This is a genomic window from uncultured Dokdonia sp., from assembly GCF_947492535.1.
Lineage (GTDB): Bacteria > Bacteroidota > Bacteroidia > Flavobacteriales > Flavobacteriaceae > Dokdonia.
On sequence record NZ_CANLNH010000019.1, the window covers coordinates 57,959 to 81,069 of the forward strand.

General features: G+C 33.3%; 23 protein-coding genes. 12 read left to right on the forward strand and 11 right to left on the reverse strand.

All coding sequences use genetic code 11. The features are described from left to right. Positions 1-15 precede the first annotated feature (15 nt). The gene (locus tag Q1A60_RS19345) at positions 16-1,836 is read right to left on the reverse strand and encodes a tetratricopeptide repeat protein (protein WP_299768292.1); all 1,821 of its coding nucleotides are present in this window, start codon (positions 1,834-1,836) and stop codon (positions 16-18) included. A gap of 113 nt (positions 1,837-1,949) precedes the next feature. Between Q1A60_RS19345 and Q1A60_RS19350 the strand changes: the two genes are divergently transcribed. Continuing rightward, positions 1,950-2,705 carry a hypothetical protein gene (locus tag Q1A60_RS19350; RefSeq protein WP_299768295.1) on the forward strand — a complete coding sequence of 252 codons (756 nt, stop codon included), beginning with the start codon at positions 1,950-1,952 and terminating at the stop codon, positions 2,703-2,705. A gap of 218 nt (positions 2,706-2,923) precedes the next feature. Here the strand turns inward: Q1A60_RS19350 and Q1A60_RS19355 are convergent, their stop codons facing one another. The 8 genes from Q1A60_RS19355 to Q1A60_RS19390 all read right to left on the reverse strand — a co-directional run bounded on the left by Q1A60_RS19355 (position 2,924) and on the right by Q1A60_RS19390 (position 10,319). Beyond that, positions 2,924-4,366 (reverse strand): helix-turn-helix transcriptional regulator, encoded by a 1,443-nt coding sequence (locus Q1A60_RS19355; protein ID WP_299768298.1) that lies wholly within the window; start codon positions 4,364-4,366, stop codon positions 2,924-2,926. A gap of 303 nt (positions 4,367-4,669) precedes the next feature. After that, positions 4,670-4,918, reverse strand: coding sequence for a phosphopantetheine-binding protein (locus Q1A60_RS19360; protein WP_299768301.1), 249 nt, complete (start codon positions 4,916-4,918; stop codon positions 4,670-4,672). 15 nt (positions 4,919-4,933) lie between these two features. Beyond that, on the reverse strand, positions 4,934-6,211 hold the full coding sequence (locus tag Q1A60_RS19365) for a beta-ketoacyl-[acyl-carrier-protein] synthase family protein (protein ID WP_299768305.1): 1,278 nt from the start codon (positions 6,209-6,211) through the stop codon (positions 4,934-4,936). Beyond that, on the reverse strand, positions 6,208-6,642 hold the full coding sequence (locus tag Q1A60_RS19370) for a hydroxymyristoyl-ACP dehydratase (RefSeq protein WP_299768308.1): 435 nt from the start codon (positions 6,640-6,642) through the stop codon (positions 6,208-6,210). Before Q1A60_RS19370 ends, Q1A60_RS19365 begins: the two co-directional genes overlap by 4 nt. Then, positions 6,639-7,433 (reverse strand): SDR family oxidoreductase, encoded by a 795-nt coding sequence (locus Q1A60_RS19375; RefSeq protein ID WP_299768311.1) that lies wholly within the window; start codon positions 7,431-7,433, stop codon positions 6,639-6,641. The genes Q1A60_RS19370 and Q1A60_RS19375 overlap by 4 nt, the downstream gene beginning before the upstream one ends. A gap of 5 nt (positions 7,434-7,438) precedes the next feature. Further along, a complete protein-coding gene (locus Q1A60_RS19380; protein ID WP_299768314.1) occupies positions 7,439-8,491 on the reverse strand; it encodes a type III polyketide synthase in 1,053 nt (350 codons plus the stop codon). Continuing rightward, complete coding sequence (locus tag Q1A60_RS19385) at positions 8,488-9,198, reverse strand: methyltransferase domain-containing protein (RefSeq protein WP_299768317.1); 711 nt, start codon at positions 9,196-9,198, stop codon at positions 8,488-8,490. The genes Q1A60_RS19380 and Q1A60_RS19385 overlap by 4 nt, the downstream gene beginning before the upstream one ends. After that, positions 9,195-10,319 carry an NAD(P)/FAD-dependent oxidoreductase gene (locus Q1A60_RS19390; protein WP_299768320.1) on the reverse strand — a complete coding sequence of 375 codons (1,125 nt, stop codon included), beginning with the start codon at positions 10,317-10,319 and terminating at the stop codon, positions 9,195-9,197. Before Q1A60_RS19390 ends, Q1A60_RS19385 begins: the two co-directional genes overlap by 4 nt. 316 nt (positions 10,320-10,635) lie before the next feature. Here Q1A60_RS19390 and Q1A60_RS19395 point away from each other — a divergent pair, with 316 nt between their 5' ends. The 4 genes from Q1A60_RS19395 (at position 10,636) to Q1A60_RS19410 (ending at position 13,969) form a co-directional block, all read left to right on the forward strand. After that, a complete protein-coding gene (locus Q1A60_RS19395; RefSeq protein ID WP_299768323.1) occupies positions 10,636-12,258 on the forward strand; it encodes a vitamin K epoxide reductase family protein in 1,623 nt (540 codons plus the stop codon). Between the two features lie 482 nt (positions 12,259-12,740). Further along, positions 12,741-12,929 (forward strand): hypothetical protein, encoded by a 189-nt coding sequence (locus tag Q1A60_RS19400; protein WP_299768326.1) that lies wholly within the window; start codon positions 12,741-12,743, stop codon positions 12,927-12,929. Between the two features lie 437 nt (positions 12,930-13,366). Next, positions 13,367-13,558 (forward strand): hypothetical protein, encoded by a 192-nt coding sequence (locus tag Q1A60_RS19405; RefSeq protein ID WP_299768329.1) that lies wholly within the window; start codon positions 13,367-13,369, stop codon positions 13,556-13,558. A 222-nt stretch (positions 13,559-13,780) separates the two neighbouring features. After that, the gene (locus Q1A60_RS19410; RefSeq protein WP_299768332.1) at positions 13,781-13,969 is read left to right on the forward strand and encodes a hypothetical protein; all 189 of its coding nucleotides are present in this window, start codon (positions 13,781-13,783) and stop codon (positions 13,967-13,969) included. 59 nt (positions 13,970-14,028) lie between these two features. Here Q1A60_RS19410 and Q1A60_RS19415 read toward each other — a convergent pair whose 3' ends face one another. Next, positions 14,029-16,035 carry a dehydrogenase E1 component subunit alpha/beta gene (locus Q1A60_RS19415; protein WP_299768335.1) on the reverse strand — a complete coding sequence of 669 codons (2,007 nt, stop codon included), beginning with the start codon at positions 16,033-16,035 and terminating at the stop codon, positions 14,029-14,031. Positions 16,036-16,201: 166 nt separating this feature from the next. Here Q1A60_RS19415 and Q1A60_RS19420 point away from each other — a divergent pair, with 166 nt between their 5' ends. The 7 genes from Q1A60_RS19420 (at position 16,202) to Q1A60_RS19450 (ending at position 22,422) form a co-directional block, all read left to right on the forward strand. After that, complete coding sequence (locus Q1A60_RS19420) at positions 16,202-17,152, forward strand: 2-oxoglutarate and iron-dependent oxygenase domain-containing protein (RefSeq protein ID WP_299768338.1); 951 nt, start codon at positions 16,202-16,204, stop codon at positions 17,150-17,152. A gap of 233 nt (positions 17,153-17,385) precedes the next feature. Beyond that, the gene (locus tag Q1A60_RS19425) at positions 17,386-17,727 is read left to right on the forward strand and encodes a hypothetical protein (RefSeq protein WP_299768340.1); all 342 of its coding nucleotides are present in this window, start codon (positions 17,386-17,388) and stop codon (positions 17,725-17,727) included. Positions 17,728-17,731: 4 nt separating this feature from the next. Then, positions 17,732-18,061, forward strand: coding sequence for a translation initiation factor (locus Q1A60_RS19430; RefSeq protein ID WP_299768343.1), 330 nt, complete (start codon positions 17,732-17,734; stop codon positions 18,059-18,061). Positions 18,062-18,147: 86 nt separating this feature from the next. After that, positions 18,148-19,080 carry a DUF1835 domain-containing protein gene (locus Q1A60_RS19435; protein ID WP_299768346.1) on the forward strand — a complete coding sequence of 311 codons (933 nt, stop codon included), beginning with the start codon at positions 18,148-18,150 and terminating at the stop codon, positions 19,078-19,080. Between the two features lie 9 nt (positions 19,081-19,089). Beyond that, positions 19,090-19,962, forward strand: coding sequence for a nucleoside phosphorylase (locus Q1A60_RS19440; protein WP_299768349.1), 873 nt, complete (start codon positions 19,090-19,092; stop codon positions 19,960-19,962). Positions 19,963-20,000: 38 nt separating this feature from the next. Next, positions 20,001-20,852, forward strand: coding sequence for a substrate-binding domain-containing protein (locus tag Q1A60_RS19445; RefSeq protein ID WP_299768352.1), 852 nt, complete (start codon positions 20,001-20,003; stop codon positions 20,850-20,852). A gap of 340 nt (positions 20,853-21,192) precedes the next feature. Continuing rightward, a complete protein-coding gene (locus Q1A60_RS19450; RefSeq protein WP_299768355.1) occupies positions 21,193-22,422 on the forward strand; it encodes a TlpA disulfide reductase family protein in 1,230 nt (409 codons plus the stop codon). Between the two features lie 4 nt (positions 22,423-22,426). Here Q1A60_RS19450 and ung read toward each other — a convergent pair whose 3' ends face one another. Further along, a complete protein-coding gene (gene ung, locus Q1A60_RS19455; RefSeq protein ID WP_299768358.1) occupies positions 22,427-23,092 on the reverse strand; it encodes a uracil-DNA glycosylase in 666 nt (221 codons plus the stop codon). Positions 23,093-23,111 lie beyond the last annotated feature (19 nt).

Below are 23,111 nucleotides of genomic sequence, written 5' to 3' on the forward strand. Positions count from 1 at the left end.
TTCTATATACAGGTTTTAAAAGGAATTAATATATTTTGTCAAACTTTGCTCTTTAGAGAGTCCTAACTTTTTACGTAGTCTTGATCTGGCAATCAATATACTATGTGGTGTTTGATTTGTAATCGCCGAAATATCTTTTGTAGATAATCCTAACCTTAAAAAGGCACTTATCTTCTTTTCGTTAGGTGTAATATTTGGAAATCTCTTTAATAGATTATGATAAAAATCAACATGAACTTTTTCAAAAACATATTGAAACTCTTCCCAATTGTAACTTACTAAAGAGGCTTTCGTCTCATTGATAACGGATGCTATTTTAGAACTAGCATCAATATCATCGCTAGAAAGACGAATATCTTTTAGTTTTTCTATAAGAGATTCATAATGTTTTTTATGTTGCAACAGTGACATCGCATTTGTCGTAAGTTCTTTTTCTTTTAATTTTAACTCAAGCGCAATGATTTCTTTTTCTTGTTGCTGTTGCCTTGAAAAGATTTTCTCATTCTTAAGGCGTAATGCAATAAGATCATTTCTATCTTTTTCTGCTTTAATTTCTAATTCTTTTTGTTTTAATAAAAATGTATTCTTCTTTCTGTTGTAAAATCTATTATAAAACAGAAATAAAATAACAAAAAGTCCCAACAAGGACCATATCACAGTATTTCGCTTCCTTATAATACTTTCAGACAGTAATTGTTGAATGGCTTGTTCTTTTTTACTTGTCTGATATTTAGCATCAAGCTCGAGCATAAGGCTATTCTTATCTTGATCAAAAATATTGTTAATAATCGCTATGTATTCATTCTTTAATCGAACGCTATTTTCAAAATCCCCAGAAAGTTCATAGGCCTCTGCTAAGTTACGAGTAGCATCTTCTAGATGATACTGAATCTCAAGTTGACACGCAAGATCATAGGTTTGCTCTCCAAAAATAACAGCTTCATCAAAACGATTTATCGCTGTATATAGTGTTGTTAATTCTTTTAAAGATGCTAATTTTCGTCTAGGAACAGTTGCCCACGCATCTATATTTAATGCTTTATTTAAATATGTTTCAGCGGCTTCATACTTTCCATTGATGATATACGACCTACCTAAATTATGATAGATGAGTGCCTCGCTAAATGGCTTATCTTTAATAGCCATAGGAATAGTAGCCTCAAGAAGCGCTACTGATTCTTTTCGTTGATCATTAACATCATAAGCTAGTGCTAGATTTAACGACATTCCTACTTTTGTATTTAAATAACTATCATCAAGTAAAGTTGCTGCCTTTGAAGCAAATTCCATATATTCCACAGCTTTCTTACCATTACCTTGTAATCTATATACATCAGCAATACCAGAAAAAGCATATGCTTTTTTCTTAGCGTCTTTTAGATTATCTGCAATAGGAATGTTTCGTAAATGGAACCCAATTGCTTCTGCAAACTTACCTTCGCCTTCTAGCACATATGCATTAAGTGCATTAAGACTATACATGCTACTTTTAACCTGAAGACGTTCGTTTATTTTATGTCCTATTGACATATAATATAATGTAGAATCTTTATTTGATACTTCATGGTAATATTTTTTCGCTAAACTTACAGAAGATAAAAGGTGTATAGAATCTAGCGTATTATAAGCTGCAATTTGATATGCTTTTTTAAGATGGAAAAGTGAAGAATCTATCTCTTCTGATGAAAAAGTAGCACTTATAGCATAGTGAGCACTAGCAAGGTCACTAGGAGTTTTATTCTTTTTTAGAACGTGTTGTAAACTATCGTACGTTGCTTCTTGTGCAGAGCTAGACAGCACAAAAAAGCAACATAGCCATGTGATGATTTTTAACATTTTAGTTGGGTATTATAGAACCATAGTGGTAAAATCTATAACTTATATACCATACAATTTATAAAAAAACAGATAGAAATAGCAATTATAGTATATTTAACCTAAAAAGAATCATGGCAGAAAAAAACAAATCTGATATCCTTGTATACCTTATTGGGATTGCAATTATAGGATTTATTGCTTTTAAAATTATAGGGTATATTTTACCTGATGAAGAGCCAAATTACACGGGAACATCTTTGCTACAAGCTGTTATGGATAAAAGTGGAGGTGAAGACGCTTGGAATACCATAGAAAAGATGTCGTACAAAAAGTCTTTTCAATTATATCGTGAAGATGGATCTATAGAGATAAATCGGAAAGAAAATCATATATATGATTTTGTAAATGGGGTTAATCGTGAAGTAACTTGGGTTCAAAAAGACACCTTATATGAAATACATCGTTCAGATAGTGCGATTTATCAAATCAAAAACGGTGTATCAGATACGCTAGTGACCTCAAATCAATTACAATCAAAACTAAATGCAGCTACTTTTGTTGTTGGTCTTCCGTATACACTAGATGATCCTTCAGCTACGCTTACGTATGAAGGTATTACAGAGTTTCAAAAAGAACCTTGTCATGTATTAAAAGTTACTTTTAAAGGTTCTGAGGATATCTGGAGACACTATTACACTAAAGACCTTTCTTGGAAAGGATATTGGGTACACACGTCAGATCACTATAGTCTTATCATTAATGAAGAAATGATTGAAGTGGGCGGGTTTACGCTTTCGCGAAAGCGTAAAAGTTACAGAACCGATGCGCAACAAAACCCAACATATCTAAGAGCATCTTACCTGTATGAGGACTATGTTATAGAATAAATCACTCACTAAATGTGTAGAGATTTTGGTATACTAAAATTACTTCTTGTTATTTATTAAAAGTTATTGGGTAAATAATAGGAAGGAACTATAACAGATAACAAATAACCATTAACTATTAACTATTAACTATTATACAGTATTGAAAACAGATTTTTTATTAAGGTGTTTAATAAAATCATAGGGTTTTAAACCCTAACCAGAGACTAACAAATTAGTTAAGCAACACCACGTTCCAATTTCATGAATTGAGACGGCGTAAGGTTACTAAATCTTTTAAATGATTTATTAAATGTCACTTTATTATTATAACCTACTTCATATGCTATATCTATAATATTGAGATTTTCTTCATTAGATCGAAGTAATTCCATAGCTTCTTCTACTCTATATTTATTTATAAGCTCAAAGAAATTAAGGCTAAAATGTTCATTAATTACTTGAGAAGCATTATGACGAGTTGTCCCTAATCGCTCTGCGATAGTTTCAAGCTTAATCGAATTTTGGCGATATACTTTCTCAACTTCAAGTAAGCGTACTAATTCTTCTTTAAGCTCTGTAGAGAAGCTAGTCGTTAATCCAGAATTTTTATATTTTACAACTTGTTTTTTAACTGCCTGAACTGTTCCTACAAGTACTTGAGGGTTTGCATACGCAATATATCCCACATATAGTACTAAGAACGACATGGCAACAAATTGAAAACTCGATGCTGCTCCTTTAAAATTATAATTATCAATAAATATGTATGCATATAATATGTATGAAGCTGCATACACTGCATGGATAATCATGATAGTACGTTGAAGTTTTACTTTTTTAGGAGATGTCTTTGCTGATTTCTTAGCATTCTTACGATATAGTTTAAATGTAAAGAAGCCATATACTAAAAGAGAAATAATTTTTATTGCCGTAATATATTCCAAATAAGGGTGTGGCTCATATTTTCCAACGCCTAGCATTACATCTAATTTCTCTCCAGCTGATAATGAATAGATGGGTATAAAGACAATAATGAATCCAAGTGTAGGTAATAAATGAATTAAATCTACTTTTTTAAACGTATAGTTTTCGGTAATACGCTTATAATAGAAATATAAAACAGGCCCGTACATAAATGATAGGAATGTTGACATACCTAATGTATGTGGGTAATTATATGTAAAATTACTTACATAAAGGGTAGTATGAATTAAGAAGAAGGAATGCATTAAAACAAATAAGCCTATAAGTCCATTAGCTACTCGATCTGTTTTTTTTCTAAGATTTAATACAAATGCAATAAAAAATCCAATTAACCCAACATATAAGTAAAAGAATGAGCTCAATCCAAAACTTACTTCGTACTTATTTTTTAATTCAATAAAACCAGGGTTATCATATATATAGTCATATGCACCATTATTTAGAATAGAAAAGTCGCCTGTTTCTAAAATATAATTTCTAAGATTTTCTACAGCTAACTCTACCTCTCCATCCTCTAAATATTCTAAAGACTTATTTTTATATATAAGTCCTTGTTCGATTTGAGTACCATTAGGGTTTGCAATTTGTGTGTCATCAATACTTTCATCATTTAAAGATGTATTACTAAAGCTTGAAAAACCAATGAATAGAAACAGTAAAAAAACGGTTCTAAGAATATTTTTAAGGACTTGCATAATCGGATGGTATTAATTGTATAATCAACTTAAAGGTACAAAAATGTCGTACATAACCAAGTTACACAGTATATACCGATAAAAGTTTACATTAAGATTCATGAATTCTAATGTTACCTTTTTTCTTTAAATAAATCACAATTAATTGAAATACAAATATTTAAAAAGTAAACTTTTGTCGGAACATCAAAAAAATAGAAGTAAATTCTAGTCGGAATAAATTATTGTTAAATTTGCAGTAGTTACAATATAACAGTAGAAATTACCCTAAAAAACCAACCAAAATAGAAGGTTAGTTACTACTTATTTAGCTACTTTTTGGCTTATAATATCCAAAGCGCTTGTTACAGTATCCATTTTTTCGATTTCATCATCTTCGATTGTAATATCAAAATGATCTTCTACATCAAGGACTACATCTACTAAGTTTGCAGAGTTAATATTTAGCTCATTTATTAAATGACTATTAGGTGTAATATCATCTACAGAAACATCTTCAGGTAAATAAATTTTTATAATCTTTTTTAATGCATCATAGTTAGCTGTATTCATAGTCATCTATTTTATTTACGAATTATATTTTTTAAATAGCATACAGCAATTTACATCACCAAATCCAAAACTGGCTTTTGCTGCTATATGTAACTCTTTTTTAATTGTTTTATTCGGTATTCTATTTTCAGGTACAATAGCAGTAATATCTTCATGGATATCATCACAATTACTATTACCAAAAACCATTCCTTCATGTAATTCTAAGATAGTAGCTACCGTTTCTATACTACCAGCTGCTGCTAGGCAATGCCCTGTCATGCTTTTAAGAGAATTAATATAGGGGAATGATTCTCCTGATCTTCCTAACGCTTCGCTCCAATTTTTTATTTCCGTAGGACACATTCCTGTCGCGGTAAGGTGTCCATTTATAGTATCAATTTCATTAGGATCTACAGAAGTATTTTCTAAAGCATCTTTGATACAACGTTGTACAGCTATGCTATTAGGAGCCGTCATACTGCCTGATTGTCGTTGACCGCCACTATTTACAGCACCACCTAATACTTCTGCATATATAGTAGCTTTTCTTTCTAAAGCACTTTCTAAACTCTCAAGTACTAATGCTCCTGCCCCACTTCCTGGCACAAAACCACTTGCATCGCTTTGCATGGGTCTACTTCCTTCTTCCGGACGATCATTATGTTTTTTATTAAGTACACGCATCGCATCAAATCCGCCCCATATATAAGGTCCTGCGTCATTACACCCTCCTACAAGCATACGTTTTGCATAGCCATTGGCTATACGATCATATCCCATTAAGATACTTTCTGTTCCAGTAGTACAGGCACTAGAATTAGTAGTTACTTGGTTTCCACAACCTAAATACCCTCCTAAATACGCACTAATCCCACTTGCCATGGTTTGAATTACGGTTGTACTTCCCAATCGTTTTACTTTTCCTTCATCGGTGAGGTAAATGGCTTTTCTAAACTTTTCTACACCAAGAAGTGAAGTTCCAAAAACAATTCCGCTGTCATAGTCTACAGTATCTTTATCTGTACTAGAAAGTCCTGCATCATTCCATGCGTCTACGCCTGCAATCATTCCATAGGTAATTCCTGTTGCTTCAAGATCTCTTAGTTGTAATGGTGTAAAATAATTTTCTAGTAATCCATCTGGAATTTCTGGTTGCCCTGCAATTTGACATCCGAAATTCAAATCGGCGAGTTGTTGCTGAAATCGAATGCCTGAAATACCCTTCTTAATAGCTTCGGTAAATGCAGGAATTCCTACACCATTTGGTGCACAAACTCCTAATCCTGTTATAACAACTCTTTGTTTATTCATATTTTAAAAACACCTGCTAACGCACCATTACAGATGAGTTCATTAGCTTCATTATATAGTTTTACATCACATTTTAATTTATTAAAACGAAAATAACTAACCTCAGACACTACGGTTACTTTTTCATTAGGATACACGGGTTTTAAAAAAGAAACATCGGCACTTGTAAAAGCAACTTGCATCGTATCTAATGCCGCTTTATCCTTTAATAAATAAATCCCTAAACAAACGAGTCCTATTTGCGCCATACATTCGGTTAAAATAACGCCCGGTGTTACGGGGTGATCTTTAAAATGTCCTTTATAAAAATAAGATTCTTCTTTAAATGTATACGATCCTTTTATGGCGTGTTCTGTCACTTCCGTTATCTCATCTACAAATAAGAAAGGGTCTGTATAGGGTAATAATGCTATGATTTCTTTTGTATTCATCGTATATGATCTCCTCCGTCTACAGGAATTATAGCGCCATTAATCCAAGAGGCTTCATCTCTACAGAGTAGATAGACTGCATTTGCCACATCTTCAGGAAGTGTTAATCTACCATATGGATTTCGTTCTATTGATTTTTCTTTCATAAGATCACTACCGGGTATCAATCGTAAACTTTCTGTATCTGCAACACCAGCTTGTATACAGTTTGCTTTAATATATAAAGGAGCAAATTCTAATGCGATACTTCGGGTAATACTTTCTAATGCTGCTTTTGCTACGGCAACGGCTCCATATTGCTTCCACGCTTTACGACTTCCTTCACTCGTAAATGCGATCACTCTTGCATCTGATGAAAATAAGTTCGCTTTCGCGAAAGCGGACACCCAATCATACAAACTAATCGCCATCGCATCAACTGTACGTGTAAAATCATCATTACTCAACACGGGACCATCATTAGTATACAAGGGTTTTAGATTTCCTCTAGCCACACTATGTATAAGAGTTTTAAATTTTGAGGAACCAAGCGTCGATACGAGTTTTGAAATAACTTCCGTACGCTTTTCGGCATTCATAGCGTCTACATTAAACGCCATAACTTGAATTCCGTTAGATTCCATTTCTTGAACGGCATCTTCAAAAGTAGCTAAAACACTTCTTCTACTGCGATGCACAATACAAATGTTCATCCCTTCTTTGGCCAATTTTTGAGCAGTAGCGAGTCCTAAACCACTACTTCCTCCTAAAATCATGGCCCATTTTCCTATATAATCTTGTGTTGTACTCATGATCGTTACCATTTTAATAAAACACGTTGTGCAGAAAATCCAGGCCCAAAACTTAACATAATTCCCATGTCATTTTTAGGCAGTTTTTTATCTAAAAATCGTTCTAAAACATATAAAACTGTAGCACTACTCATATTTCCGTAGAGACGTAACACTTCTTTTGTATCGTCTATATTCTTACCTAATTTACCAAAGAGATCTTCTACGGTCTCTACAATTTTTCGTCCTCCGGGATGAAAAATTAAATGTTGGATGGCGTGTATATCTAATCCATTTTTTTCTAAAAAGGGATGGATAATATCCGGAAATTGCTGTGCGATCGTTTCTGGCACTTGTTGGTCAAGGATCATTTGCAATCCTGTATTAACAAGTTTGAACCCCATCATTTGCTGTGCATCATAGAAATGATACATTTCTGTATCTATAATTTCAGGACCATCATCATCTTCTTTTGACGATAATAAAACACAGGCAGCTCCGTCGCCAAAAATAGCAGCACTGACTACATTTACCATAGAAAAATCTGTATGTTGAAAAGTAGCTGTAGGGCTTTCAATTGCAATTACGGCGGCACGTTTTCCTGGGTTTGCTTTCAAAAACTCATTGGCATAAACAACACCCGATACGCCTGCAGCGCAGCCCATCTCTGTGACAGGCAAGCGTACGATATCTTGTCTAAGTTGGAGACTATTAATTAAATAAGCATCTAGTGATGGAATCATAATACCTGTACAACTTACTGTAATGATATAATCTAATGATTGTGGTGACCAGTTTGCCTTTGTAAGTGCTTTTTCAAGGACTTGTTCTCCTAGTTTTACAACCTCACGTGTATATATGTCATTTTTTTCTTCAAAGCTGGTCGCAGTAAACACTTCTTCTGGAGACATGATACTATAGCGCTTATCTACGGCTGCATTACCAAAAATCTTTTTTACTTTTCGTTTAAAACGATCGTCTTGATCATGAAGCCATACATCTAAAAAAGGGATAATTTCATCAGTGGTTCTATGGTATTTCGGAAGTTGTTTTGCTACAGTTGTAATTTTTACATTCATACGGTCTTGATTAACCACAGGTATCGAAATGCCCACTTCCAAGTGATCTTAGAATGCTTCAATTTCAATTGTTGTGCAACTTTTTTTAATTCATGCTTTTTAAATCCGCTTGCTATAGATACAAGTCCATCATTTTTAGCAACGTGGCTCTTGATAAAAATACGACTAAATAATCTAAATAAGTGGTAAGCGATTTTACTTCTTTGTAAGTCGTTTATAACAATAGCAACTTGCGCTAGTTTTACAAATTGCTTCATAAAGACAAGAATTTCTTGATCAGAAAAGTGATGTAACGTAAGTGTACAGATGATAATATCACAATTAAAAGACTCATTCTCAATCGTTACTATATCTTTTTCTACAAAGGTTATATTTTCATAATCTTGAGACATTTTTCTTCCCATTTCGATACTTTGGACACTTAAATCTACCCCTATAAGTTCTAATGTTATAGGGTCAGATGCAAAATATGTAGCAATGAGGCGTAACATTTCTCCATCTCCACAGCCTACATCTACAATGGTCCATTTCTTTTTAGAGGGGTATTCTTTGAAAAGAGACTTTAATGCTTTTAAAGTAATGGTATTACCACCAAGCATTCTATTTGTTTTTGATATATCAAAAAGTGCTTCTTTTAAATCTAATGGAGAGATCGCTGGATCATCCATAAGCTCTCTCTCTGTGGCTCTATAAGTTAAGTCTCTCATACTAACGATTTGCCATGTGTAGATTTAATAATTGTCTTTAAAAGGTATGGAGATGTACTTACAACTGAAACACCTATGCGCGTCAATTTTTTATGTTGTAATGCATTTTGAATCCACCGTCCTATTTTAAGTCTTTTTTGAAAAGCAGCATTCCATGCTAACCGGTACTGTTGTTCTAATTGCAATCGACTATAGTTATTTGTTTTCTGATCTACGAGTAGGCTTGAAATAATCTTAGCACTATGAATAGCCATCGCCATCCCATTACCACATAGTGGATGAATTAAACCTGCACTATCCCCTATCATAAAGATATGGTTTAGGACGGGTTCTTTTTTATCAAATGATATTTGACTTATAGCAACTGGTGCTTTGAAGGCTATTTGACTATTTTCAAAAAAGGTTTTGAGGGCTTTATTTTTATAGAGTACGGCTTCTTGGTAAGCTTCTATGTTTTTATATTTTTTGAAAGAAGCATAGTCTGCAAGATAACATGCATTTACATGATCACTTTCTACTTTTGACAAACCACAATACCCACCATTAAAATTATGAAGTGCAACGAGGTCATCAGGGAAATCAGATATGTAATGTGCTTTTACTCCCAACCAAGCAGATTTGTTCTTTATAAATTTTCGCGAAAGCGTACTATCTAAATTACTTCGTTTACCATGTGCACCAAGTACGTATGATGCTAAGTATGTATGATTTGTATTTGTAACTACTTGAAATTGATTATCTATAAATTGTATATCGGTAACTGTGGCTTGAATTACCTCAACACCTAATTGTATGGCTTTATCGACCATCAATGCATCTAATGCAAATCTACTTATTCCAAAGCCACCTAGAGGAAGTGTAATATTTAATGTACTCCCCGATATGCTTGAAAACTGAAACTTCTCTATTTTTTTTGCTTGATGTTTATAGGGATGAATTCCTAATGATTCTAGATAAGAAAAGACTTCATTAGAAACATATTCTCCACATACCTTGTGTTTTGGGTAGGTATTTTTTTCTATAAGAACAACTTCAATGTTTTCATTTGCCAGATGTATAGCACTCGTAAGACCTGCAAGCCCTCCACCAACAATTAAAACCTTGATTTGTTTATGCTTCATACATGCTCTAAATATCACAATAATAGTCGTTAATATACTAATGAATTACAATTAAAATCAAATAGTGTTGAATCTTTTATTTGTGGAGTCTATTTGAGGTATAGATAACAATGAAAGCCTAAAAAAAGCATAACTATTTAATAATCAATTATTAATATTGAATTAGTAGTTTTAAGCTGTTTTTGTTAATTATTTGATAAATAATTCTTTAAAATTGTGCTTTTCAATAGATAAAATAGAAAAAAAGACTTTTTTTTATAAAATAAAATGTAAATTAGAGACTCATTATTAACACTATACATATATATAACCATACATGCAGGATCAGTTATTTAATATTCTTGATAAATTATTAGTTACAAATAAAATAAGACTAAATAAAGAAGAGTTAAAGCTTCAATTATTAAGTCATCCATCCTATCCTAGTTTACACGCATTAACTGGAGTACTCAAGCATTTTGGCGTGCCTAATCTTGCACTACAGGTTCCTACAGATAAAGATACACTAGATCAATTACCTCCTACTTTTATTGCAAATGTAAAAGGAGATCAAGGAATGCATCTTGGATTGATTGAGAAAAAAGATGCTAATGTTCACATTTATACGGATCATAAACAAGTTAAAACAGTATCTAATGATACCTTTTTTGATATTTGGGATGGTATTATAGTGGCTGTAGAAAAAGATGAAACTATCAAAGAAGGAAAAGGTGCGAGTTCATCTAAGATATGGCAATGGGCTTTTATTAGTATTGCATTAGGTATTGGTATTTCCTTACTAAGTAAGTCATTTATATTTGAAGGTATTCATTACTTCTTAAGCACTATTGGATTGATCCTAGGGGTCCTTATTGTAGGGCATTCATTAGGACTAGAATCTAGTAGTACAGCAAGTATTTGTAATCTTTCTGAAAAAACGAGTTGTGATGCTGTATTAAACTCTAAAGGGGCAAAAATAGGTGGATTATTAACGTTAAGTGATGCAAGTATTATTGCTTTTGCAGGGTATACTTTGACGTATTGTTTTTCACTATTAGGAAGTATCCCTATTAACGGAGTTATAGTGGCCTTATCATTTTTAGCAATCCCTTTTGTCTTATACTCTATATACTACCAAGCTAGTGTTTTAAAGAAATGGTGTCCATTGTGTCTAGGTATCGCTTCTGTACTTATACTTCAAGCAGTAGCAGCTATTGTAACAGGTAACAGTACTGCATTTCTATCAGTTGGAATAGAAGAAATTGGAATTTATGTATTGAGCCTTGTTATTATTATGGGTATATGGTTTATGGTTAAGCCATTATTACATAAGAAAGTTGCTTTAGATAAATTAAAAATTGAAAGTAATAAATTCAAAAGAAACTTCTCTATATTTAATACACTGCTTGGAGAGAATGATAGTATTACTAATGATATTGTATTGCCAAAAGAAATTGTACTTGGAAATAGAGATGCACTCTTAGAAGTAGTATTAGTGACAAGTCCTTTGTGCTTTTATTGTAAGCAAGCGCATACCGATATAGAAAATGTGCTAAAGCAAGTAAGTAATGATATTAAAGTTATTATTCGCTTTAATGTAAATGTAGAAGATACTGAAGGTGAAGGATTTCAGATAACTTCGCGTTTAATACATGCATATAATACGGAAGGAGAACTTGCTTGTATCAAAATGATGCATGAAGTATATCAAAGTGATGTAGATTTAAAACAATGGTTAAAAAAGCAACCTGCTTTTGATGCTGACTATAGTGATGTTTTAAATGCTCAAAAAGAGTGGTGTACTCAAAACAATATTAATTTTACACCTGCTTTATATATACAAGGAAATCAATTCCCTAGAGAATACGATAGAAACGATTTACCGTTATTCATAGAAGACTTAGTAGAATTACAACAACAAGAAAATCAAGTGATAGATAGTCCAATGATGACATCTTAAACGTACATATAATGAAAGACAGATGATTGAACGTCTATAAATAGTAATCATATATTAATTTTAAAACACAAACCAGATATTGAATAAAATATATTTTGTTAATCCCTATAATACAAACGCTTAGACAGGTACCTGAATGTCTTTAAATACTCAGTATTATTAACTTAATATTTTTATTATCGTGAAGAAGTTAACAAACCATCATGGAGTACACTCTCATTGTACTCTCACACAGAAAGAGAAAACATCTTTTAGTTTTAAACAGCGTTCCAAACGGTAGGTAGACATATCTATACTACCCTAGAAAGAAAGTAGGTTATACAGTTTCTAATATGTATACCTACAATCATACATAAATTTAAGAATACTACCTCTTGTATTCTTACACTAGACTATTTTGTTAATCCCTATAAAACAAACGTATAGACAGGTACCTGACTGTCTCTAAAAACTCAGGATTATTAACTTAATATTCTATTATCATGAAAAAATTAAAGAATCTTAAAGGAGCTGAAGTACTAGACAAAGCTCAACAAAAAGAAGTAAATGGAGCAGGAAGACCAGGATGCAGTGCAAATTGTTATGGAAGACCTCAAGGATCACGTTGCTACTATGGAGGTCATTGCTTATGTCCAGGAGTTTGCCTAGGCGGCGGATGCGTTCCTCTATAGGACAAAAGACATCCAGAACTAGATCTAGTTCTGGATGTCTTTTTATATAACGATATAAAATTCTCAAACCATTTTATATACCATAGTTTTTACTTTATATCTAAGATAGTGTAGCTATACATAAGCTTGAGCATCTATAAATACTCAAGAACACTAACTTATTTTTAGAACTCATGAAAAAACTAATCAATCTTAAAGGAACTACAGTCATTAAGTAAAACACAACAACGAAAAATCAATGGAGGCGGATAGCAATCTATTAAAACCCATGTGTTATGCATCTCAATGATGATTTACTCACTTAATTTCTGTACCGCATTTGTACTATCAAGTTGCGGATAATAAAAAGAAAACATCTTTTATCACATAGATAAAAGCGAGACACAAACCTGAGTGTCTTTAAATCATCAGGCATACTAACTTAATTTTTTTATATCATGAAAAAACTAATGAACCTTAAAGGAGCTAAGACTATTGACAGCGCTCAACAAAAAGAAGTAAATGGAGGCGGACCTGTAAGACGATGTAACGGTAATTGTTCAGGAAGACCTAATGGAAGTCAATGTCATATGGGAGGACATTGCGGATGTCCAGGCTATTGCATAAGCGGTGATTGTATTCCGTGGTAGCATAATGTATTTCTAACATTCAAACTTAGATGACTATATCTAAGCTTGAATGTTTTTATTACAACACATTTATGACACCTCATCCCTATTTTTTTTATTCAATCTCTATACACTTAAAACATATAGAACCAAAACTTTTTTACGCTCTTATAAAAAACATAGGCATAGACATACACCTGAATGTCTTTAAATCGTCAGGAATACTAACTTAAATTTTATATTATGAAAAAACTAATGAATCTTAAAGGCGTTATGTCATTAGACAAAGCGCAACAAAAAGAAATCAATGGGGCTGCAAAACGATGCAATGGAAACTGCGCAGGAAGACCAAATGGAGCTCGTTGTTATTACCAAGGACATTGTGGATGTCCAGGAGAATGCTCTACTAGCTGGGGTTGTATTCCTTACTAGAAAGTAAACATGACATTCAAACGTAGAAGTAAATTGCTACGTTTGAATGTTATATTATATTAATAGTCAATAAGCTTCTCTAAGCTATCTTTTAAACGCTTTCGCGAAAGGTATTGTTCTTCCAGTTGTCCAGCGAAAGGAACAGGGGTGTCTAAACTCGTCACACGACATATAGGCGCATCTAAAAATTCGAAACATTCTTCAGAAATTAATGCCGAAATATCAGACATCACACTTCCAAAACCTGAATCTTCTGTAAGCAATAATACTTTCCCTGTTTTTTTAACTGATGTAAAAATAGCTTCTGTATCTAGCGGTTGAAGGGTTCTTAAATCAATTACATCTGCAGAAATCTCAACAGTATCCGTAAGTGTTTCTAACGCCCAGTGAACACCTGCTCCATAGGTTACGATAGTAACATCGGTTCCTTCTTTTAACGTTGCTGCTTTACCGATAGGTAATGTGTAATAATCGGTAGGAACTTCTTGACGAATACTTCTGTATAACGCTTTATGTTCAAAAAACAATACTGGATTCGGATCTTCTATTGCCGTAGCAAGTAAGCCTTTTGCATCATAAGGAAACGCAGGGTACACCACTTTAAGACCCGGTGTATGTGTAAACCAAGCCTCATTCGTTTGAGAATGATACGGTCCTGCCCCAACTCCTGCTCCACAAGGCATACGCACAACCACATCTGCAGCTTGTGACCAACGGTAATGTGATTTTGCGAGATAATTTACAATAGGATTAAATCCAGAAGTTGCAAAATCTGCAAATTGCATTTCCATGATTGCTTTCTTACCATTAATAGCAAGTCCCATAGCAGCCTCTACAATAGCACTTTCACAGATAGGCGTGTTACGCACACGTTCTCTTCCAAACGCTTCTACAAAACCATCTGTAATTTTAAATACACCGCCATATTCAGCAATATCTTGCCCCATAATTATGGTATCATCATTACGTTCCATAGATTGCTTAAGCCCCTGAGAAATGGCATCTATCAAACGTTGTTCTTCTGTCGATGTACTAGGTTTGGTTTCTGTATATGTAAAAGGAGCATATACATCTATAAGTTCTGTTTCTAAATCAGGAATTATCGCCTCTTCGTTATATGCGATATCAAGGTTTTTAACAATCTCTTCTTTTATTTCAGAAGCCATCGTTTCGTGCATTTCTTCCGTAAGAAGTCCAAGTCCTACTAAGTACTTTTTATAGTTCTCTATAGGATCTTTTTTAGCCCAAGTTTCCATAAGTTCTTTAGGCACATATTTCGTTCCGCTAGCTTCCTCATGACCTCGCATTCTAAATGTTTTAAACTCTAGTAATACAGGTCTTGGATTCTTTCGGATATCTTCAGCAAGTTTCTGTACGGTCGTATATACTTCTAAAATATTATTGCCATCTATGATATGACTTTCCATGCCATATCCTATAGCTCTATCGGCTAAATTTTCACAATTATATTGTTCACTAGTAGGCGTAGAAAGTCCGTAGCCATTATTTTCAATACAAAACAATACGGGTAATTGCCATACGGAAGCAACATTCAATGCTTCGTGAAAATCACCTTCACTGGTTCCTCCTTCTCCTGTAAAAACAGCTGTTACTGCTTTTTCTTTTCGTAATTTATGTGCAAGCGCAATCCCATCTGCGACGCCTAATTGTGGTCCTAAATGAGAGATCATTCCCACGATATTATACTCTTGTGTTCCAAAATGAAAACTACGATCACGTCCTTTAGTAAAACCACTTGCTTTTCCTTGCCATTGTGCAAAAAGACGGTATAAAGGAATCTCACGTGTTGTAAAAACACCTAGATTACGGTGCATAGGTAGTATATATTCCTCTGGACGCATTGCGGTAGTAACACCTACAGAAATAGCTTCCTGTCCAATACCAGCAAACCATTTGGAAATTTTACCTTGCCTTAACAGAATAAGCATTTTCTCTTCTATTAAACGAGGTGTAAGCATTGCTCTATACAATTGCAAAAGCATGTCATCAGTGAATGATTCACGGTCGTAATCAAAATGAACTTTAGGTGCAGTTTTTGTTGCCATTTTTAGATATGTAAGATCAAATCAAATGTAGAAAAATAAGTAACAACAGAAACGGATTTATTTAAAAATTAATCTAGTGGTATTTTTATGATATACGCTTTCGCGAAAGCGTATACACGCACACTAAAATTTGTATCTTTGCTTAACACCTATTAAGACTATAAAAATGAATAATATCCCAAGTGTAGATCTCGCAGATTTTTTAAGTGACGATCCCAAAAGAAAAAAAAAGTTTGTTCAAGAAATAGGGACAGCCTATGAAGAAATAGGCTTTGTTTCATTAAAGAATCATTTTCTAGACGATGCCCTTGTAGATAACTTATATAAAGAAGTTAAAAGTTTTTTTGCACTTCCTGTAGAAGAAAAATTAAAGTACAAAATTGAAGGACTTGCTGGTCAAAGAGGCTATATTTCGTTTGGAAAAGAACACGCAAAAGGAAAAAAAGAAGGCGATTTAAAAGAGTTCTGGCATTTTGGCCAAGAACCCTCTGCCGATGCCAATCTTGCCGAAGAATATCCAGATAATGTCATTGTAAATGAGCTTCCTAATTTTAACCCAACAGGCATGGAGGCCTATCGTATGCTTGAAAAAACAGGTATCTACGTACTAAGAGCTTTATCGCTTTACATAGGATTAGACGAACATTATTTTGATCATTGGGCAAGTAATGGGAATAGTATTTTACGTCCGATACACTACCCCCCTATTACAGAAGAACCTAAAGGTGCAGTACGTGCTGGAGCCCATGGTGACATCAATTTAATCACCCTTTTGATGGGAGCTTCTGCTGGCGGATTACAAGTGTTACGTAAAGATGGAGAATGGATTGATGCCATTCCAAATGAAGATGAACTCGTAATTAATGTAGGAGATATGCTAGAACGTCATACCAACAATAAATTGCGTTCTACGATACACAGAGTTGTAAACCCACCAAAAGAGCAATGGGATACACCTAGATACTCTATTCCGTTTTTTATGCATCCGCGTAGTGATATGAAATTAAACTGTTTAGATACCTGTGTTTCTGAAGAGCATCCAAAAGCATTTGATGATATTACCGCTGGAGATTTTTTACACCAACGCCTTGTAGAAATTGGGTTGATTAAAGAATAATTTGTAACTTAATACGTATTAATAATAACGCGACATATTACTTCTTCTCTAGTGTACTCATTATAGTACTCTTTTCAAGTTTTGTCTATTATAATGAGTTTGAAAAACCTGTATATCGTTTTGATTGGTCAGAAATAAGACCTGAAACTAAAAATACAGTACTGTCTATTGAAAAAAGGAATGGAATTGATTCTAAATTCATAAGCTATTTAGGTAAGACATCAGAATCATATTTGTGGGAGCCTCAAAGTTGGTTGATCAACAATGCTACCACTGCAGAATTGGAAAGACTCATAGAGTATGACAATAGTGCAGTAAGAGCAATTGCCTTTGAAGCTTTATTACAAAAAAAACATCCTAATATCTTTGACTATATCGTAAATAGTGAAGATTATAAAAAGCTCGTGTATATAGAAACAGGATGTATGGGTAGTGCTTTCGGATTGACAGAATACTATTTATTTATGACGTATGATCGCTCTAAACGAAGGTATAAAAGCAACTTATTTTCTAAAGAACAAATAACTATATTAAATAGAATCGCAAATAGGAAGAATAGATATCTAATTAATTAAAACAATGGATTTACAAGATCAACTTAAAAACCTGTTTCCTGATCATACACCTTCAGAGCCAGAAGTTCAAGAAGAAGCAGAAAACTCTTTATGGATGCAAGACGACCCACTTATATGTAAATATGAGAAACGTAAAGGGAAACCTATCACTATTATAGAAGGCTATACAGGTGCTGATAGTGATTTTAAACTCCTAGCAAAAGAGATTAAAAAGATGCTGAGTGTAGGAGGTAGTTTTAAAAATGATCAAATTATTATACAAGGAGATTATCGTGATAAAATCATGACTTTTCTTAAAGACAAAGGCTTTAAAGTAAAGCGTGTGGGTGGGTAGTCTTTAGTCTCTAGTCTCTAGTCTCTAGTCTCTAGTAATAAAAACATATTCTTCCAACGACAAAAAAGATTATAAAAAAATAAATATTGTCTACTAAAACACTTCATATTACAAATGGTGATAGTCTCAATGATTGGTTACTAAAACTTCAAATAGACGGAGACTTCGCTGTGTGGAGAGAGATGTTATGTGAAGGAAAAACGACTTATAAAATAGGAGATGAACATTTTATAAATGCGCGTCGAGCATTTTTAGAAACAGATTACGATATAAAAACCAATGATTATGAAAGCAAATTCATAAGTCAGTTGGAAATCATAAACAATTTCCAGGCATATGATGAGCTTGTTTTATGGTTTGAATATGATCTCTTTTGCCATATCAATATGATAGCGTGCATAAGTTATCTCGTACAATTAAATTGTAAACTACCTATATACCTTGTATGTAGTGGTCGCATTACGGGTGAAAAAGAATTAAAAGGGCTGTCTGAAATTACACAGGACCAACTACTCGATCATTACAAAAACAAAATACTGTTAACTAGAAATGATCTTATCTTATCAGATACGATCTGGAAGCGTTATTGTAGCGACGATCACACTCAGTTACAACCTATCATTGCTACAGATAGTAGTTTTATTTATTTATCGAATTGTTTAAGTGCTCATAAAAAGCGTTTTCCAGAAGAACACTCTGGGTTAAACACCTTAGAATCTCATATTTTAAAATTGATTAAAAAACACCAAATCACATCAGAACGTCAATTATGTGGGTATGTTCTTAACTATCAAGGGTATTATGGATATGGAGATATGCAAATATCAAAAATGATTAAAAGGCTTCACTCCTACTATGAACAACAAGATGATATTTTAGTTATAAATCAAAAAGGAGAACATGCTTTAAAAGGAGATCATCTAGAAGCTCCTGGCAAGCATAAACAATGCTATTTTGGAGGTGTTTCTAAATATGCATACACTTACAATAAAGATTCACATCAAATTACTAAAGTCTAATCGTATTTTATGACAATAGCCGCATCTGAACTGATTTTAAATCCTGATGGTAGTATCTACCATTTACATCTGCGTCCTGAGCATATAGCATCAACGATTATCACCGTAGGCGATCCAGATCGGGTAGATACAGTGACGTCACATTTTGATACGATTACGCATTCTGTACAACGTAGAGAATTTAAAACAACGACAGGAACGTATAAAGGAAAAGCAATTACCGTTATCTCAACAGGAATAGGTACTGATAATATTGACATCGTATTTAATGAATTAGATGCACTGGTTAATATTGATTTAGAAACAAAAAAAGTAAAAGACACACATACCGCACTAGATATTATTCGGATTGGAACAAGTGGCGCTATACAAGAAGATATAGCAGTAGATAGTTTTCTTTTAAGTGATAGGGCGATAGGGCTTGATGCCTTATTACATTTTTATGATAGTGCCCATATCCAACATCCAGAGATGCAAAAAGCATTTGTTACGTATATGAATTGGTCTTCGCAAAAGAGCGAACCGTATGTGGTACCTTGCGATCGTGATCTTGCTGCTCATTTCCTGTCAGATCAAGTTATAAAAGGACTTACAGCAACTAATATTGGTTTTTATGGTCCTCAAGGCAGAGTGCTTCGATTACAAACCTCTGATCCTTCAATGAATCAAAAGTTAGGAGAATTCCGCTTTCGCGAAAGCAGAATTACCAACCTAGAAATGGAAACAGCTGGTATTTATGGTCTTGCAAAACTACTAGGACATAGGGCCATTTCTTTAAATGCCATTTTAGCAAATCGTGCTACAGGTGTTTTTAGTGACCAACCTAGTAAAACTGTAGGTGATTTAATCCAATATACACTAGATCGTATCGCGACTATGTAAACAGATTTCCTTAATTTTACATCAGATTACACTCATACATGAAGAAGATAAAAATAGGAGGCGTTCCTGAACATTTTAACCTCCCATGGCACTTAGCCTTAGAAGATGGATTATTTGAAAAAGCGGGAGTATTTGTAGAATGGATTGATTTTCCAGAAGGTACTGGTGCTATGAATAAAGCACTCCGCGCAAAAGAAATAGATCTTGCAGTAATCCTTACTGGTGGTGTTATAAAGGATATTGCTAACGGAAATCCATCAAAGATTTTACAATTATATGTTTCTTCCCCTCTATTATGGGGAGTTCATGTACCTCACAATAGTCCTTTTAACGTTATAGACGAGCTACAATATGCAAAAGCAGCAATAAGCCGTTATGGATCTGGATCACATGTGATGGCACATGTACAAGCAAAACAGCGAGGTTGGGATACATCAAAATTAGAATTTGAAGTAGTAAATACACTAGAAAATGCTGTCGAAGCACTTACTGAAGGAAAGGCTGATTATTTTATGTGGGAACATTTTACAACCAAACCTATAGTAGATGCCGGTATTTTTAGAAGACTAGGGGATTTTCCAACACCTTGGAGTTGTTTTGTGATTGCAGGAAACCCAGAAGCAATAACCGCAAAAAGCGAAGAAATAAAGAGCGTTCTAAAAATAATTAATAGTGTAACGTATGATTTTAAAAATATTCCGTCTATAGATCATATGCTTGCGCATCGTTATGAGCAAAAGCTAGAAGATATTCAAAAATGGTTGTCGGGAACTGTATGGTCACAAAAACAGATTACTTCAGATGAAATAAATTTTATTCAATCAAAATTATTAGAATTACAAATGATTGAAAAAGAATTAGATACATCTGAATTTTATATTAATTTATAATAATTTGTATTTTTTTTAACTTTAAACGCAACCATTTATAAACTTATGCATCTATAGAGTATAATTAATTAATTTGGGGCTATGAGTACATTTTTTATAGTAATCGGTATTTTAGTAGTAGTAAATTTTCTACTCCTTCAATTCAGTTGTAATAAGTCAGTTGAAACCGAACCCGACGAAGAGTAAGTTTAGAATTTTATATATAACACGATACTAAATGGCGCTGAAGCTTAATTCAAATTTTCGGCGTCATTTTTTTATGCAACCTATTTTACCTAATTTTCATTATCGAAATTGGTATAATATGGTAAAGTCTATTTTTAAATTTTCTTGCATACTATTGTTCATTTGTTCCGTATATAGTTGTCAAGAAAAACAACCAGAGACAACTCAGTTTATTGTAAAAGGAACCACGGTAAATACAGATACCAAACTACTACATTTGTTTACCCCTGAACAAGATTTTACTTTTGATAAAGGAATACAAATTCCTGTGACAAACCATCAATTTGAGTATGAATTAAAAATCAATTCATCACAAGGATATATACTTATGATGGATGAAACGGTAAATAATGGCGGAGGTAGATATTTAAACGTTTTTGTAGAACCCGGAGTAACAGAACTTACCATTCATAATGAAGAAAATTTTGACTCAAATATTGTAAAAGGATCTACTTTAAATAATGATTATAAGGTATTTTCTAAACAGCAAAAAGAAGAATTTTGGGATGTGTCAAATAGCTATTATGATAGTCTTAATAAAATGCAACAGAATAAAACCTATGGTACCAAAGCATATTATGATTTAAAACAAAAACAAGAAACCACTACAGATTTTTTAGAAAAAAAATATTATTACACATTATTAGATTCGCTTAAAAAAGTAAACCAATATTATAGTACCACAGCAACACCTATTCAAAATGCTATTGATTCTATACAAAAGATAGCATTAGAGTCCAAATACCAATATATCAATAAACGTAAAGATATATTAGCATATTTTCTGCTTTTTGAAAGTGTCATTTATGATGAAAATAGACTTAACTATAGGGATGTTTTTCAAACATTTGAAAGTCTAAAAACAAAGTATCCTAATCATCCATATACCGCTAAAATTGAAACGATAATTAATGGAAAACAAAATATACAAATAGGAAACACATTCATTGATATTACAGCACCTACAATTGAAGGTGAAGAAAAAAGAATCTCTACTCTTATAAAAGATAAAGTTGCTATTATAGATTTATGGGGATCATGGTGTGGGCCATGTATTGCAAAAAGCAAAAAATTAATTCCAGTTTATGAGAAGTATAAAGACAAAGGATTTACAGTAGTTGGTATTGCTGGAGAATTTGATAATACAAAAGCATTAGAAAAAGCATTAAAACGAGACAAATACCCATGGATCAATCTTGTCGAGTTAGATAGAGCTCAAAACATTTGGCAACAATACGGAATACGCGTTGGTGGGGCTATTTTTCTTATAAACCAAAAAGGAGAAATTATAGCCATTAATCCTACAGCCTATGAAGTAGAACAGCAATTAAAAGTATTACTTTAATAAATTACCATATAATTTCTTTCTCCCCAAAAAATTCTAACAATTCATTTGTTTTACTAAAATGGGTATTCCCGAACCAATATCCTCTATTAGCACTTAATGGCGACGGGTGTCCTGAGGTGAGTACATGATGTTTGGAGGTATCTATCTTAGCACCTTTCTTTTTAGCATATCCACCCCAAAGAAGGAAAATGAGATGTGTACGCTTTCGCGAAAGCGTACTTATCACAGCATCCGTAAATGTTTCCCACCCTTTACGTTGATGTGATCCTGCCTCATGCGCGCGAACAGTTAAAGTGGCATTTAATAATAAAATCCCTTGCGAAGCCCAACGTTCCAAATTACCCGTTTGTGGAAATGGAATCCCAAGATCGGTTTCTATCTCCTTAAAAATATTAATCAGTGAAGGAGGCATCGCAATATGATCATGTACTGAAAAACAAAGTCCGTTGGCTTGTCCTACTCCATGATAGGGGTCTTGTCCCAAAATAACCACTTTTACATCTTCAAATGGACAATGATCAAAAGCATTAAATATTTGACTTTCCTTAGGAAAACAGGTATGCGACGTATATTCTTCTTTTACAAAAGCAGTTAAATTTTTAAAGTAATCTTTATCAAATTCTTCTATAAGTTGTTCCTTCCAACTAGGGGGTATATTTACATTCATTTATTCTGTACTTTTGTGA